The organism is Nitratireductor basaltis (genome assembly GCF_000733725.1).
Taxonomy (GTDB): Bacteria; Pseudomonadota; Alphaproteobacteria; order Rhizobiales; family Rhizobiaceae; genus Chelativorans; species Chelativorans basaltis.
Genome location: NZ_JMQM01000003.1, coordinates 67,239 through 81,206, shown reverse-complemented (window position 1 = coordinate 81,206; position 13,968 = coordinate 67,239). Strand labels below are relative to the sequence as shown.

General features: G+C 61.0%; 13 protein-coding genes. 1 reads left to right on the top strand and 12 read right to left on the bottom strand.

The window, feature by feature from the left end; translation table 11 throughout:
• Positions 1–7: 7 nt before the first annotated feature.
• Entirely contained in the window at positions 8–457 is a 450-nt protein-coding gene (locus EL18_RS16255; RefSeq protein ID WP_036486744.1) for a cupin domain-containing protein, read from the bottom strand.
• 116 nt (positions 458–573) lie between these two features.
• Between EL18_RS16255 and EL18_RS16250 the strand changes: the two genes are divergently transcribed.
• Positions 574–1,527, top strand: coding sequence for a LysR family transcriptional regulator (locus EL18_RS16250; protein ID WP_036486742.1), 954 nt, complete (start codon positions 574–576; stop codon positions 1,525–1,527).
• Positions 1,528–1,761: 234 nt separating this feature from the next.
• Here EL18_RS16250 and EL18_RS16245 read toward each other — a convergent pair whose 3' ends face one another.
• From EL18_RS16245 to EL18_RS17410, 11 genes are all read right to left on the bottom strand, one after another.
• A complete protein-coding gene (locus EL18_RS16245) occupies positions 1,762–2,907 on the bottom strand; it encodes a M20 aminoacylase family protein (protein WP_036486740.1) in 1,146 nt (381 codons plus the stop codon).
• A 36-nt stretch (positions 2,908–2,943) separates the two neighbouring features.
• Entirely contained in the window at positions 2,944–3,942 is a 999-nt protein-coding gene (locus tag EL18_RS16240) for an ABC transporter ATP-binding protein (protein WP_036486738.1), read from the bottom strand.
• Positions 3,939–4,937 (bottom strand): ABC transporter ATP-binding protein, encoded by a 999-nt coding sequence (locus EL18_RS16235; RefSeq protein WP_152553079.1) that lies wholly within the window; start codon positions 4,935–4,937, stop codon positions 3,939–3,941. The genes EL18_RS16240 and EL18_RS16235 overlap by 4 nt, the downstream gene beginning before the upstream one ends.
• Positions 4,921–6,483 carry a gamma-glutamyltransferase gene (locus EL18_RS16230; protein ID WP_036486735.1) on the bottom strand — a complete coding sequence of 521 codons (1,563 nt, stop codon included), beginning with the start codon at positions 6,481–6,483 and terminating at the stop codon, positions 4,921–4,923. Before EL18_RS16230 ends, EL18_RS16235 begins: the two co-directional genes overlap by 17 nt.
• The gene (locus EL18_RS16225) at positions 6,480–7,364 is read right to left on the bottom strand and encodes a polysaccharide deacetylase family protein (protein WP_036486733.1); all 885 of its coding nucleotides are present in this window, start codon (positions 7,362–7,364) and stop codon (positions 6,480–6,482) included. The genes EL18_RS16230 and EL18_RS16225 overlap by 4 nt, the downstream gene beginning before the upstream one ends.
• A gap of 2 nt (positions 7,365–7,366) precedes the next feature.
• Positions 7,367–8,158 carry an SDR family NAD(P)-dependent oxidoreductase gene (locus EL18_RS16220; protein ID WP_036486729.1) on the bottom strand — a complete coding sequence of 264 codons (792 nt, stop codon included), beginning with the start codon at positions 8,156–8,158 and terminating at the stop codon, positions 7,367–7,369.
• Positions 8,159–8,163: 5 nt separating this feature from the next.
• Entirely contained in the window at positions 8,164–9,027 is an 864-nt protein-coding gene (locus tag EL18_RS16215; RefSeq protein ID WP_051914416.1) for an ABC transporter permease, read from the bottom strand.
• Positions 9,024–9,953, bottom strand: coding sequence for an ABC transporter permease (locus EL18_RS16210; RefSeq protein ID WP_036486728.1), 930 nt, complete (start codon positions 9,951–9,953; stop codon positions 9,024–9,026). Before EL18_RS16210 ends, EL18_RS16215 begins: the two co-directional genes overlap by 4 nt.
• A gap of 3 nt (positions 9,954–9,956) precedes the next feature.
• Positions 9,957–11,456: an ABC transporter substrate-binding protein gene (locus EL18_RS16205; protein ID WP_036486720.1), complete on the bottom strand. Its 1,500-nt coding sequence runs from the start codon at positions 11,454–11,456 to the stop codon at positions 9,957–9,959.
• Positions 11,457–11,525: 69 nt separating this feature from the next.
• On the bottom strand, positions 11,526–13,037 hold the full coding sequence (locus EL18_RS16200; protein WP_036486718.1) for an ABC transporter substrate-binding protein: 1,512 nt from the start codon (positions 13,035–13,037) through the stop codon (positions 11,526–11,528).
• On the bottom strand, positions 13,018–13,824 hold the full coding sequence (locus EL18_RS17410) for a GntR family transcriptional regulator (protein WP_051914413.1): 807 nt from the start codon (positions 13,822–13,824) through the stop codon (positions 13,018–13,020). Before EL18_RS17410 ends, EL18_RS16200 begins: the two co-directional genes overlap by 20 nt.
• Between the last annotated feature and the right edge of the window lie 144 nt (positions 13,825–13,968).

The window sequence follows — 13,968 nt, the reverse complement described above, 5'->3', positions numbered from 1 at the left end:
CTGCGCTTCATTCAGCTCCCAGTGGCGGGCCGGTGAAACGCAGATTGTGCCGCGCAGCTGCCTCTTCGACATCGCCCATGTCTTCGGGTATGCGGAATGCGCCCGCAGCCATATCCGCGAAGAAATTCTCAAAGCCCGAGGGCGTGAGGATGAGCAGGTGCCGACACGGCTCGTCACCGACGACCTGAAAAGTGTGTTCCTTTCCCCGCGGCACGAAGACAGCCGCGCCCGCGCCCCGTTCGAAGGTCTCACCCTCCATCCAGAAGCGGCAGCGGCCGGTCAATAGGACGAAGGCTTCGTCCTCGGCATCGTGAATATGACGGGGAGGCCCGAAACCGGGTGGCGAGATGCTGTCCACGATGGACATTGCACCACCACTGCCCAAACCATCGAGCAGTGTCTTGTACGTGACCCCGTTCCAGCTGATGGGCTGGGTTTCCTTCAGAAGTTGTTCCATTGTCACCGCCTCCAGGCTGGGTTCCCATGGGGAACGGGAGCACTTTCGCGGGGACGACGATAGCCGAGGCTGCGGTATGTGAAAAATCGCTAGTTTCGATATAGACTATCAGCGCCATGAATTTTTTGACCCTCGATCTCAATCTTCTGCGCGTGCTCGATGCACTGCTGCATGAGGGCTCCACGGTGAAAGCCGGAGAGCGGCTGGGCATGTCGCAGTCGGCTGTCTCGGGAGCGCTGTCGCGGCTGCGCCATGCGCTTGGCGATCCGCTTTTCGTGCGTCACGGGCAGGGGCTGCGTGCAACAGACTACGCTGCGTCACTGGCCACGCCGCTGCGCGTGGAACTGGACCGGCTGGAGGAACTGCTGTGCGGGGGCGAACGCTTTGTTCCCCATGAAGCGGAATTGTCCTTCAAGATCGCGGGCAGCGATTTCTTCGCCGAGATGCTGATGCCGCGGCTGGCGACCGATCTGCGCCGGAAGGCACCGGGTATCAGGGTGCAGCTCGTCGACCTCGTGCCATACAGCTATGTCGAAACGCTGGAACGCTACGAGGCCGACCTTGCCCTTCTGCCGGACACGCAGGTGCCCGATTGGGTGGAAAAACGCGCGCTCTTCCGCTCAAGCTTCGTGGCGATCGCCGCAAGGGGCAATCCACGGATCGCCGCAGCAGGAATCAAAGCCGGCGAAATGCTTCCGATGGATCTCTTCTGCGACCTTGGCCATGTACTGTTCTCGCCCGAAGGCAAGACCAGTGCGATGGGAGATGCCGCGCTGGCACGGGTGGGAAGGCAGAGGCGGGTGGTCATGACCATGCCAGTCTTCTCGGGCGTGTGTCGGGCCGTCAGCGTCAGCGATCTGATCGCACTCGTACCGCGCCAGCTTGCCGAGCAACTCTCCGACCAGCTGGCGCTGTCGATCCATCCCCCGCCCATGCCGATTGACCCGCCGTTGATCATCAGCGCATGGCACCGCCGCTCCTCGGCCAATCCCGCCCACCGCTTCATGCGGGAAGAGATTGCGCAGGTGCTTTCATCGCTGAACGAGGGCGGCGAGCTGCCTCTGCCGTGAGAGTGGAATCCGGGTTGATCATCCAGCCTCACTCCATGTGAAATTCGGCAGTCCCGAAACACCCGGACACGGGGGCCGGGTGCTCGTCAAACGACACCCCCGGCGCCACTGCAACTTCTTTTCCCGCCCGGCCGCACGCAGCCCCGCCGCGTGAAGATGTTGGCTGACCATCTGACAAACGTGCTCGGACAGAAACCGTTGTCCGCCGACTGACGGCGCCGGCGACTGTCTGGTTCAGGCGGCCGTTCGTTTGCGTGCGAGGCTTGCGAGCAGCCCGATACCGCGCTCCAGGATGTCGTCGTTGAAGTCGTATTTGGGATTGTGCAGCGGGGCAGTGTCGCCAGAGCCCAGGAAGATATAGGCGCCGGGCTTTTTCGCCAGCATGTAGCTGAAATCTTCCGTGCCCATCTTTGGCGCGACTTCCTCGTCCACGGCGTCGGCTCCGAAAGTATCGCGGGCGATCTGCAATGCCGCATCCACCTGTGCCGCATGGTTGACCGTGACGGGATAGCCTTCATGGATGTCCAGCTCGATCTCGCAGCCCTTGGCGATGGCAAGGCCCTTCGCAAGTTGGCGCATCTTGTCCATGACCATTGCCATGGATTCGTTGCTCAAGGTGCGGATCGTGCCGCCGACCTTCACCACTTCGGGTACCACATTGTAGTTGGTGCCGGCATGGATCTGCGTTGGCGAGATGACGACTGCCTCGACCGGGTCGGTCTCGCGCGCGACGATGGTGTTGCAGCCGCTGGTGAAGTCATGGGCGATGGCGATGCCGTCGATGCCCGTATGCGGCCAGCCTGCGTGAGCGCCTTTGCCACGGATGATGAGGTCCCAGCTGCGCGCGGCCGCCATGACCGGGCCTGCAAGGGCCGCGACCTGACCTGCCTTCACGCCCGGCATGTTGTGAATGGCGTAGACTTCGTCGACCGGGAACTTCTCGAACAAGCCGTCCTCGATCATCTTGTTGCCGCCACCGCCGAATTCTTCGGCGGGCTGGAAGATAACCGTGACGGTCCCGCCAAAGTCGCGGTTCTCGCTCAGGCTGCGCGCAGCGCCAAGCAGCATGGACATATGCCCGTCATGTCCACAGGCATGCATCGCGCCTTCATTGCGCGAGGAATATTCCACATTTGTCTGTTCCTCGATCGGAAGGGCGTCGAGCTCGCAGCGCAGTGCAATGTTCTTGCCTGGACCTTTGCCATCTATGACCGCAACAACGCCGGTGCCACCCATGCCGCGATGTACCTCAAGCCCGAAGGAGGCGAGTTTCTCCGCGACGAAATCGGCGGTCTTGTGCTCGACAAATTGCAGTTCGGGCATCTGGTGCAGATGACGGCGCCATTGGCGTGCATCATTGACGATCGGTGCGAGATCCATATTTCAGGCCTCCTGTAGAAGTTGGCGTGTCGGGCGCTAGACGTTCACGGGCACTGCCCGCGCTTCGACGAGGCAGGCGAAGTGATGGGTGGGCGAAGTCGGATCGGGCGTCAGCTCCGGCCTGATCGTGCTGCATGCTTCTTCGCGCAGCGGACAACGCGTGACGAACGGACATCCGGCGGGCGGGTTCAGCGGGCTTGGCAGTTCGCCCTGCAAGGGGATGGGCTTCTTTGCACGCTGGACGACGGGGTCGGGCTCCGGAATGGCGCTCAACAGTGCGCGCGTATAGGGATGGCGCGGATTTGTGAAGAGCTCGTCCGTTTGCGCTTCCTCGACGATCGTGCCGAGATACATCACGATCACGCGGTCTGCGAGATGGCGGACCACTGACAGGTCGTGCGAGATGAAGAGATAGGAAAGCCCCAGCCGCTCCTGGAGCTCCATCAGCAGATTGAGGATCTGCGACTGGATGGAGACGTCGAGGGCGGAAACAGGCTCGTCGCAGATGACCAGCTTCGGATTGAGCGCAAGCGCGCGCGCTATGACGACGCGCTGGCGCTGACCGCCGGAAAGCTCGTTGGGATAGCGGTCGCGCTGGCTCTGGTTCAGGCCTACGAGCGCCACCAGTTCGTCCACCCGCGCGTCCTGTTCCTTGCGGCTGTAGCCGTTGATCGCCAGCGGTTCGGCGATGGATTGCGCGATGGTCCGTTTCGGATTGAGCGCGGAGACCGGGTCCTGAAAGACAACCTGAAGATCACGCCACAGCGTCTTGCGCTCGGCAGGCTTCATGCGGGCAATGTCCTGACCGTTGAAATGCACTTCACCTGCGGTGATGGGCGCGAGGCTCAGGATCGCGTTGCCCGTGGTTGACTTGCCGCAACCGGACTCGCCGACAACGGCAACCGTCTCGCCTGCCTGGACATCAAAGCTGACGCCATCGACTGCCTTCACCGTGCCGGAGGGGCGGTTGATGCCACCCTTGACCGGAAAATGAACCTTCAGATTGCGGACGGAGAGAATTGTTTCGCGGCTCATGCGAGTTCCTCCAGCCTGTCCATGTGCCAGCATGCGGATCGGTGATCGCCTTCGCCATTCACGGGCAGGAAGGGCGGCCGCTCGGCGCATTTCTCGTCCGCCAGCGGGCAGCGCGTGCGAAAGCGGCAACCTTCCGGCCAGGAATTCAGATCGGGCACGGTGCCCTTGATCGAGAACAGCGCTTCCTTGCGCGCCCCGCCGAGCTTGGGGATCGTTGAAAGGAGGAGCTTCGTGTAGGGGTGCGAGGGATTGCGGAATATCTCGTAGACCTCCGCCTGTTCAACGATGCGCCCGCCATACATGACACAGACCTTGTCGGCGAGGGCGGCAACAACACCCATATCGTGCGTGATGATGAGAACGGATGTACCGGTCTCGTCGCGAAGGCGCTTCATCAGTTCCAGGATCTGCGCCTGAATGGTCACGTCCAGTGCAGTCGTCGGCTCATCGGCGATCAGCAGGCGAGGGCGGGCGATGAGGGCCGAAGCGATCATGACACGCTGGCACATGCCGCCGGAGAGTTCCGCGGGAAACTGGCGCGCGCGGCGTTCCGGTTCCGGGATGCCGACATCGGCCAGCATCTTCACCGCCTTGTCCCAGGCCTCGTCCTTCGAGGCATGGCCGTGGACCACAAGGCTTTCCGACACCTGTTCACCGACACTCATCAGCGGATTGAGAGAGGCCACCGGTTCCTGGAAAATCATGGACATGGCATCGCCGCGAAGATGGCGCATCCGGGCATCGCCATAGGTCTCGATGGCCTCGTCGCCGAGCCTGATCGATTTTGCTGAACGTTCCAGATTTCCAGCCAGGAGCCCCATGATCGAAAGGGCACTCAGGCTTTTGCCCGAGCCGCTCTCACCGACCAGGGCCACGATCTCGCCCTGTCCGACTTCAAGATCCACGCCATCGACGACCATCTTGCCGCCGATCGAGACCTTCAGATCCTCGACCTGAAGTGCGGTGGCTGCTTCGTTCTCAACCGCTGCTGCCATCATCGCCCTCCCCGGCCACGCCGGCCCATGGATTGCTTGGGTGGCTCATGCCGTGATGCATGCCCTCCGCGTCGCGCAGAACAGCCGAGGGGATTGCGAAATTCACCGGATGAAGCGTATTCGACACGATCTTCACCGGGAAGTCCTCAGCGATTGCCGCTGCCACATCGGTCTGCGCCATGCGGTCGACCAGAATGGTCGGCGTGCTGGCGTCTATGCGAGGCTCGTGGAAGGCATTTTCGAGATTCATGCCATAGTCGATGACATAGGATGAAAGCTGAACGAGGGCAGGGAAGATCTGCCGTCCGCCGGCTGCACCTATAGCCAGATATGGCTTGCCGTTCTTGCGGAAGAGAACGGGACACATATTGGCGAGCGGCTGTGCTGCGGGTGCAATCGCATTGGCCGCACCCGGACGCGGGTCGAACCACATCATGCCGTTGTTCATCAGCATGCCGGTCTGTGGCAGCGTCACCTTGGAGCCGAAGCGCGAGAGCAGCGTGTTGGTCAGCGACACCATGTTGCCCTCGGAATCCACCACCGACATGTGGCTGGTGCAGTCCTCGCGCCTGGCGGCATGTCCCATGTTCTGCAGGCGGTACTCGTAGGCACGGCGTATCGCCTGCGCATAGAGCCGGGAAGCGGCAGCATCCGGGCGCTTCGTCACATCAAGCTTGGCTTCCACTTCTGCCATGGCGTGGATGAAGCTCGGACCGCCGGAGAGGTCCGCGATCACATTTATCTCGGTGTCGCGGTAACTCGCCGTTGCGGGCTTTGCCCAGCGTGATGAGAAGCCTGCCAGGTCTTGTGCGTCGATCACATTGCCGCCTGCTTTGAGATCTTCCACGATCTGACTTGCAGTCTGGCCTTCATAGAAGTCGCGGGGACCGGCTTCGGCAAGCCGCTTCAGCATTCTAGCCTTGGCGGGCATCGGCAGATATTCCGCGCCACCGGACGCGGGAGTGCGGATCGGCATTCCGTCTTCAAGGAAGAGTTCTGCGGAATGCTCGTAGCGGGCAAGGCCGCGTGCATCGATGGCGAAGCACAAGGCGGTGAACCAGTCGACGATCATGCCGCGCTCGGCAAGTTCTATGGCAGGCTGGACGGCTTCTGCGAAGCTGATCGTGCCGTATTTCTCAAGCGCCTGCGCCAGGCCATCGACGGCACCGGGAATGCAGATGGATTCGTAGCCGATAATGTTACGGTCATCCTTGACCGCCGGCCAGTTGAACCATTCGCCGTCATTGCCTTCAACGAGCGGATATCGTGCGGGATCGATATTGCGCGAGGCGCGGACATTGAAGTCGAGCGTGTCGACTTCACCCGTCTTGCCATCGCCGTAAAGCAGGAAGCCGCCACCGCCGACACCGCTCAGCCAGGGCTCGACCACGGAGAGTGCGAGCGCGCAGGTGACAGCCGCGTCCATCGCATTGCCACCGCGGGCCAGCACGTCGGCTGCCGCGCGGGCTGCCTCGAAATGCTGGGCTGCGACAACACCCTTGTCGCTGGAAAGCTGGCCCTTCTTGATCTGCCAGGTTTGCATCATTCACCTTTCCAGGCTGGGTGGTCGAACATGGGGGCGGGAATGTCGATGCCGACCTCATTCGCGCCCTTGTTCTCCGCTTCATGGTGGGCAGCCACTTCACCGACCGTCGCGACCCAGAGATCGGAGCGCGAGAGCACGTCCTGAAGCAGCTTCTCGACCATGACGGTGCGCGGCGCGCGGCCGGAGATCCAGTCGTGGATGGTCAGCATGAAGAGCGCGCCCGCGTCATGAAGCGCGTCAAGTTCGTCCGTCCATGCGGCGAGCACACGGTCGGTGCCGACCGGCGGCCACATGTCGAAGCCCGCACCGCCCAGAAATTTGAAGAAGATCGCGTCATCCGTGCTCCAGTTGACGGGCACCTCGGTCACCTGATCGACTTCATAAGGCGTGTCGTAGCCCATGAGCGAGCTATCATAGAAGCCGTGCTTCCTGATCTCGGCCACCATATGCGGGGTCATTTCCCAGGCAGGAGAACGGAAGCCTGCAGGCTTGAAGCCGACCTGTTTTTCAAACAGCGCGATGGAGGCTTCGAGCATGCGCGTAAATTCCTCGTCGCTCGTTTGGTTTACGAGCTCGTGGAAATAGCCGTGCAGGCCTATTTCGTGGCCCCCTTCGACGAGCGAAGGCAGCATGTCGGGATATTTCTCGGCGACGGCGGCAGGGACGAAGAAGCTGCCCTTGACGCCAAGCCTGTCCAGCATCTCGACAATGCGTGGCAGTCCGACGCGCGGGCCAAAATGGCGCTGCTCGAGATGGGAGAGAAGCTGCGGCTGGTCGTTGCGGTTGTTCCACATCCACGGTGAATGGGCGTCCACGTCGACGCTGAAGCAAAAGGCCGCCTTCTTGCCTTCGGGCCACTTGTAGGGAGCGGGCATCTTCATGGTCAAAGCGGCCTCTTCTTGTCTTGGTATACATCCATTGAGCCAAGCGAATTGCCGCCGTCCACGGTCATCGTGGCGCCGGTGACATAGGCTGCGAAGTCCGATGCCAGATAGAGTGCTGCCGGACCGATATCTTCTATGGAGGAAGCACGGCCAAGAGGCACTGCCGCAGTTGCCCGCTTGATGTGTTCGTCTGAAAGATGGCTGACGGTGCTGCCGGCAGAGAAGCCGGGCTCGAGCGAATTGACGCGGATGCCGAACTGCGCGAGTTCCTGCGCCCAACCCTTGGTGAGGCGGTCGAGCGAGGATTTCGAGATGCAGTAGGGGGCAACGGTGAGACGCATCTTTCGCGAGGCGCCTGAGCCGATATTGATGAAGTTGCCCTTCACGCCCTGATCGATCATCTGGCGCGAGAACTGCCGCGTGAGAAAATAGGGCGCGCGCAGATTGATGTTCATCATTCGATCCCAGTCTTCGAGCTCGATGTCGAGCATGAAGCCGGAGGGGTAGATCGCCGCATTGTTGATGACGATGTCTGCAGCACCCCACTTCTCGCCAACCGCATCGACAAGGGCCTGCATGGAGTCCTTCTCGGTCAGTTCGGCCGCATGGGCGAAGCTTCCTGCCGGAGCCTCGATCTCGCCGAGTACCTTCTCGACATCCTGCTGGTTGCGGTCCGTGAGGCAGAGTTTTGCGCCATGTGCTGCAAAGACCTTGGCAAGACCGCTGCCGAAAAGACCTGCAGCACCGGTCAGGACCACGCGACGGCCCTCGAAATGATTGCCGAATTCCATAGGTATCACCGTGATTTCGGGTTGAGATATTCGCTCAGCCGGTCACCGATCAGGTTGACCGAAAGCACGAGCATGAAAAGACAGAGGCCGGGAAAGGTGGCGATCCACCAGGCGTTGGAGACGTAATTGCGTCCCACCGAAAGCATCGCGCCCCAGCTTGCGGTTGGCGGTTGAACACCGAGGCCAAGGAAGGACAAACCCGCTTCGAAAAGCACCATCAGGCCGAATTCCAGCGTCGCGACGACCGAGAGCGGAGCGATGATGTTCGGCAGGATGTGCAGAAGCAGAATGCGACCCCAACTGGCACCCATTGCCCGCGCCAGGCGCACATAGGGCTGCCCTGCGACCGAGAGTGTCTGGCCATAGGCAACACGGGCATAGCGCGGCCAGCGGGTCAGTGCGAGCACGAGGATCACATTGACGAAGCCAGGTCCCAGAACCGCGACCGTGATGATCGCAAGGAGGATCGCCGGGACCGACAGGAAGATGTCGACCAGGCGCATGATGACGGTTTCGACCCAGCCCCGCCGATAACCGGCCAGCATGCCGAGCAGGATGCCCACACAGCCCGAGAGGATGACCGAAAGAAACGCTACCGACAGCGAGATGCGGGCCCCATAGATGAGCCGGCTTAGCAGATCGCGGCCAAGCTCATCCGAGCCCAGGACATAGAGGACGTTGCGCGCTTCTGTGCCCGGTGCCTTCAGACGCCCAAGCAGGTTCTGCGCATTGGGGTCATAAGGCGCGATCCAGGGGGCAAAGATCGCGACAATCACCATCAGTGCGACCACACCGATAAAGAAGCCGGTTGGAACGCCGCTGCCTGACGACAGGAAGATCGGGCGGATGCGGTTGATGAGTGTCGTCATTGGCCCGCTCCGTCCAGCCTGATGCGCGGATCGACCACGCTGTAGAGTATGTCGGCGATGAAGTTCACCGCGATGGTGACGAAGGCACCCAGAAGCACCACGCCCTGGACGACGACGAAGTCGCGAGCGACGACGGACTGGACGGTCAGCAGCCCCAGGCCGGGCCAGGCGAACACCGTCTCGACGATCACCGCGCCAGCCAGAAGCTGGGAGATTTCAAGAGCCGTGATGGAGATAACGGGTATGACCGAGTTGCGCAGGAGGTGGCGGCGCACGAGGCGGCCCTGCGGCACGCCGCGGGCTCGCGCGGAGCGCACATAATCCTTGGAGAGTTCATCAAGAACGGAAGAGCGCGCGATGCGGGCATAGGTCGCCATGGACAGCAGCCCGAGCGCAATCGACGGCATGATCAGATGCGCAAATGTTCCCGAACCGGACGGCGGAAGCCAGCCGAGCCAGACGCCGAACACCATGATCATCAATATGCCGCTCCAGAAGGTCGGCAGGCTTTGGGCGGCAAGCACGACACCCATCAGGATGTTGGAGCTCTTGTATTTGCGCGCCAGCGCCAGGATCAGGCCGATCGGCAGCCCGATCACGAAGGCGACGAACAGCGCACCACCGGCAAGCTGCAACGTATAGGGCAGGCGCGAGGCGACGATATCCGTCACGGGGATGTTCTGGATGAAGGAGCGCCCGAGGTCGAAGCGGACGATGTCTGCCAGAAAGGACAGATACTGAACCAGCAGGGGACGGTCGAGGCCAAGCGACTGACGCATGGCCTCGATGTCTTCCTGAGTGGCGGTTTCAGGCACCAGCAGATAGGTCGGATCGCCGGTCAGACGCTGGATGAAGAACACCAGCGTCATGACCCCGAAAATCGCGACCAGTGCCTGGCCCGCTCTTTTTGCTAGGAAGACGACCACGCCTTATTCCTGTTCTTTCCAGCTCATGCGGTTGAGGAAGAGGCTCTCATTCGCCGTCGGTTCCCATTCCAGTTCTGCAGCACCACCGTAAAGTGCGGCTGCCTGGTAGAGCGGCAGGATGAGCGTCTCGTCGTGGACCAGCTGATGCACGGTCTTGTATGCGTCCAGGCGCTCCTGCTCATCGAGTGAGGAACGACCGGTTTCAAGTGCCTCGTCGATCGTCTCGCTGGAAACGCGCGACCAGTTGGAACCGGAATGCAGAAGCGGGAAGAGTACGCCGTCAACATCCTGACAGGCGCAGGACCAGCGACCGAAGGAGAGGTAGGGGCGGCTTCCCTGTTCGGGCTGCTGCACCGTCTTCAGATAGGTTGCCATGTCCGACATGTTGATCTCGACATTGAAGCCGACATCATTGAGCATCTGCTGGATGGCTTGGACGATACGCTGATCGAAGACCGGAGCCGTGGCAAATTCCATCTTGGTCTTGGCCGCATCACCTGCGGCCTCGACAATCTGCTTTGCCTGCTCGGGATCGTAAGGGATCGGCTCGATGCCTTCGACATAACCGAAATGCGCCGAGGTCGCCATCTGCGAAACAACCTTCTCGCCGCCGCCCAGAATGCCTTCCACGATACCTTCACGGTCGATCGCCATGGCGAGCGCCTTGCGAAGCTCCGGGTCGTCCAGCGGCTCGCGGGTTGTGTTGATGCCCATGAAGCCGACGCGTTCTGTCAGAGCGGTCAGAAGCTGAACCTGCGGGTCGTTTTCAAGCTGGAGCGCCAGATCGGAATCGAGGCTCACGACGAGGTCCGACGTACCGGCCTTCAGATTGGCAACGCGTGTTGCCGCATCGGGAACCGCGCGGAAGACGGCTTCCTCGAACTCGCCCTTCTCGCCCCAATAGTCGTCGTTGCGCACGAGCGTGACCGACACGCCGCGCTGCTGTTCGCCGAACTTGTAGGGGCCGGAACCCACCGGATTGGCATTGAAGCCATCCTTGCCGGCTTCCTCGACAACGGCCTTTGGCACCACCGACAGCTTCACGAGCTGTGCGAGCAGCGCCGGGTAAGGACCATCGGTTACGAGAACGACCTTGTTGTCACCTTCGACGCGTGCGTCCGTGATCTTGTTGAACTGACCAAGCTGGGGGCTTGCGAATTCGGGGTCGATGATGCGCTTCACCGAGAAAGCGACATCCTCAGCCGTCAAGTCCGAACCGTCGTGGAACTTGATGCCTTCGCGGATCGTCAGAGCGAGTTCCGTATCGGAAATCTGCTCCCAGCTTTCGGCCACCTGCGGCACGATCTTGCCATCATTGTCGCGGGTGACGATGTTGTCGAAAATGTTCCGGTAGACATAGTAGCTGTCCGGATTCCACTGCATGTGCGGGTCAAGCGTGGTCGGCTCGTTGACGAGATCGATCGTCAGAAGTTCCTTCGCGCCGAGCGGCTGAGCGAAAATCATCGCACAGGTAGCGGCCAGCAAAGCGGTGCGGATACGCATGGATATACTCCTTGGCTGGATTGCGTGTGCCAGTTTCATGGCACACGCGCGCTTTTCAAGCGTGGCAGATTATTCCGCCCAGCCCATACGGTTGAGGAACAGGCTTTCATTCGAGGTGGGCTGCCATTCAAGCGCTTCTGCGCCACCATAGATGATTGCGGCCTGGTAGAGGGGCAGGATCGCTACCTTGTCGATCACGAGATCGTGCAGATCCGCGTAGAGCTGCTGGCGCTTCTCGACATCCAGCTCACTGCGTGCGTCATCGAGCAGCTTGTCGATTTCGCCGTCATTGAAGCGTGACCAGGCACTCGATGAGTGAAGCAGCGGATACATGATGCCGTCCGCATCCTGACAGGCGCAGGACCAGCGGCTGAAAGTGAGCATCGGCGCCTGGTCCGGCGTCGTCTGCTGGTCCTTCAGCCAGGTGGCCATATCGGTGGTCTCGATCTCGACGCTCAAGCCCACATCGGTGAGCATCTGCTGGATGGCCTGGACGACGCGCTGATCAAATACCGGCGAAGTCGCCAGCTTCATAGTCTGCTTTGCATCCTCGCCCAGACCGGAGATGATCTCCTTTGCCTGATCGGGATCGTAGCTGAAGCCTTCAACGCCATCGACCCAGCCGAAATGTGCGGGAGAGACGAGCTCGTCCACCACCTTCGGGTAGCCGCCAAGCAGGCCTTCCACGATGCCTTCGCGGTCGATTGCATAGCCGATCGCCTTGCGCAGCTCCATGTTGTCGAGCGGCTCAAGCGCGCTGTTCATGGCGAAATAGGCAACGCGCTCGGTGTTGACCGTCATGACCTTGCCGCGGCCGCTGGCTTCAAGCTGCTGTGCCAGATCGGCGTTCAGCGTCACGACGAGGTCGGCGGTGCCTGCCTGCAGATTGGCCAGACGGGTCGAAGCATCCGGCACGCCACGGAAGACCGCACTTTCGAAAACGCCCTTCTCGCCCCAATATTCGTCGTTGCGCTCAAGCTTCACGTCGACGCCGCGGTTCCAGCTCGCGAATTTGTAGGGCCCGCTGCCAACCGGATTGGCATTGAACGCATCATCGCCAACTTCCGTGACCACATGTTCCGGCACGATGGACAGCTTCACGAGCTGCGCCAGAAGTGCGGGGTAAGGTCCGTCCGTCGTCAGCTTGACCTTGTTGCCTTCCATCACCTCGGCTTCGACGATCTTGTCGAACTGGCCGAGCTGCGGGCTGGCAAAAGCCGGGTCGGTGATGCGCTTGACCGTGAAGACCACGTCTTCAGGCGTCAGTTTTTCACCATCGTGAAACATCACGTCGTCGCGGATTGTGAAGACGACTTCCGTGTCGGAGATCTGGTCCCACTCGGTGGCGATCTGCGGCATGATTTCGCCAGCATCATCACGAGTGACGAGATTGTCGAAAATGTTGCGGTATACGTAGTAGCTGTCCGGATTCCACTGCTTGTGCGGGTCCAGCGTGGCAGGCTCATTGACGAGATCGATCGTCAGAACCTCTTTCGCCTCGGCCATGCCGGGCAGTGCGGTGCTCAGTGACAGCGCGAGCGCAAGCGCGCCAAGAATCCTGCTATTCGAAGTATTTGTCATCTCCGGTCTCCCATTTTTCGCTTATGTTCCCAGTTGAAGTTTTCTTGGGCTCGGCATTATCAGCCGGCCGATTGTTTTGTTTTGTCGAGGATGCCGCAATTGCCGTGTCGTCGCGGAACAGGCACGCGGTCATATGGCGTTCGAAGCGGTCGATGTCGCTCTTGCGCTGCATCAGGATCGCAGCCGGATCACGGGCAAGAAGCGCCTCCAGCAACGGACCTGCATCCACCACCGCAAAAGTCTTGCTGCCTTTGAGTTCGAGGAAGCGCACGATGCGCTCGCTCTGGTCCCAAAGCTCTCCCAGAAGATTTCCGACAAGCGGATTGACGCCGGCTCGCACCAGCTCGAGAACCTCGCGGCCATATTCCTGGGAGGCGGTCTGTGCCGCACCATGATCACCGGACTGTACGAGCGCAGAGATCACGCTTTGCATCTCGCGTGCCCGCAGAACCTGTTCGGGCGAGAGCTCGACCTTGGCCATGGCCGGCTCGACGAGACGGCGTGCATCAATGACATTGCCGATCAAGGCGCCGCTGATCGGCTGAATACGCCAGCCTGCACGCGGCACCGCCTCGACCATGCCGGTCACGGCAAGTTTGGCAAGCGCCGCGCGCACACCGGCACGCCCCAACCCGAAACGCTCAACCAGATCCTGTTCACCCACCATTTCACCGGGCAGAAGCTCGCACCACTGAACCGCGGCGCGCAGCCGCTCTTCCGCAAAATCAGCCTTCTGTGAGGGCTTGAACGGCGTGGCGCTGGTGAATGGCGAAGAAGGATCGTACATGGCTGCTCCTTTGGGTAAGATGCTAACCATTCATATTGAGATGTCAACAAGTAGGAATTAAAATCTCAGGAAACCGGAGCCAACGCGAATCGTCCGGCCGTAACGGCGCGGTTCAATCTGATAAATCAACTGCCTGGCCAGAGC

Coding starts and splice junctions, on each gene's coding strand:
- EL18_RS16235 (WP_152553079.1), bottom strand. CDS start 4,937: ATGGCAGCAGCGGTTGAGAACGAAGCAGCCACCGCACTTCAGGTCGAG.
- EL18_RS16200 (WP_036486718.1), bottom strand. CDS start 13,037: ATGACAAATACTTCGAATAGCAGGATTCTTGGCGCGCTTGCGCTCGCG.
- EL18_RS16255 (WP_036486744.1), bottom strand. CDS start 457: ATGGAACAACTTCTGAAGGAAACCCAGCCCATCAGCTGGAACGGGGTC.
- EL18_RS16240 (WP_036486738.1), bottom strand. CDS start 3,942: ATGAGCCGCGAAACAATTCTCTCCGTCCGCAATCTGAAGGTTCATTTT.
- EL18_RS16215 (WP_051914416.1), bottom strand. CDS start 9,027: ATGACGACACTCATCAACCGCATCCGCCCGATCTTCCTGTCGTCAGGC.
- EL18_RS16225 (WP_036486733.1), bottom strand. CDS start 7,364: ATGAAGATGCCCGCTCCCTACAAGTGGCCCGAAGGCAAGAAGGCGGCC.
- EL18_RS16220 (WP_036486729.1), bottom strand. CDS start 8,158: ATGGAATTCGGCAATCATTTCGAGGGCCGTCGCGTGGTCCTGACCGGT.
- EL18_RS16230 (WP_036486735.1), bottom strand. CDS start 6,483: ATGATGCAAACCTGGCAGATCAAGAAGGGCCAGCTTTCCAGCGACAAG.
- EL18_RS16245 (WP_036486740.1), bottom strand. CDS start 2,907: ATGGATCTCGCACCGATCGTCAATGATGCACGCCAATGGCGCCGTCAT.
- EL18_RS16205 (WP_036486720.1), bottom strand. CDS start 11,456: ATGCGTATCCGCACCGCTTTGCTGGCCGCTACCTGTGCGATGATTTTC.
- EL18_RS17410 (WP_051914413.1), bottom strand. CDS start 13,824: ATGTACGATCCTTCTTCGCCATTCACCAGCGCCACGCCGTTCAAGCCC.
- EL18_RS16250 (WP_036486742.1), top strand. CDS start 574: ATGAATTTTTTGACCCTCGATCTCAATCTTCTGCGCGTGCTCGATGCA.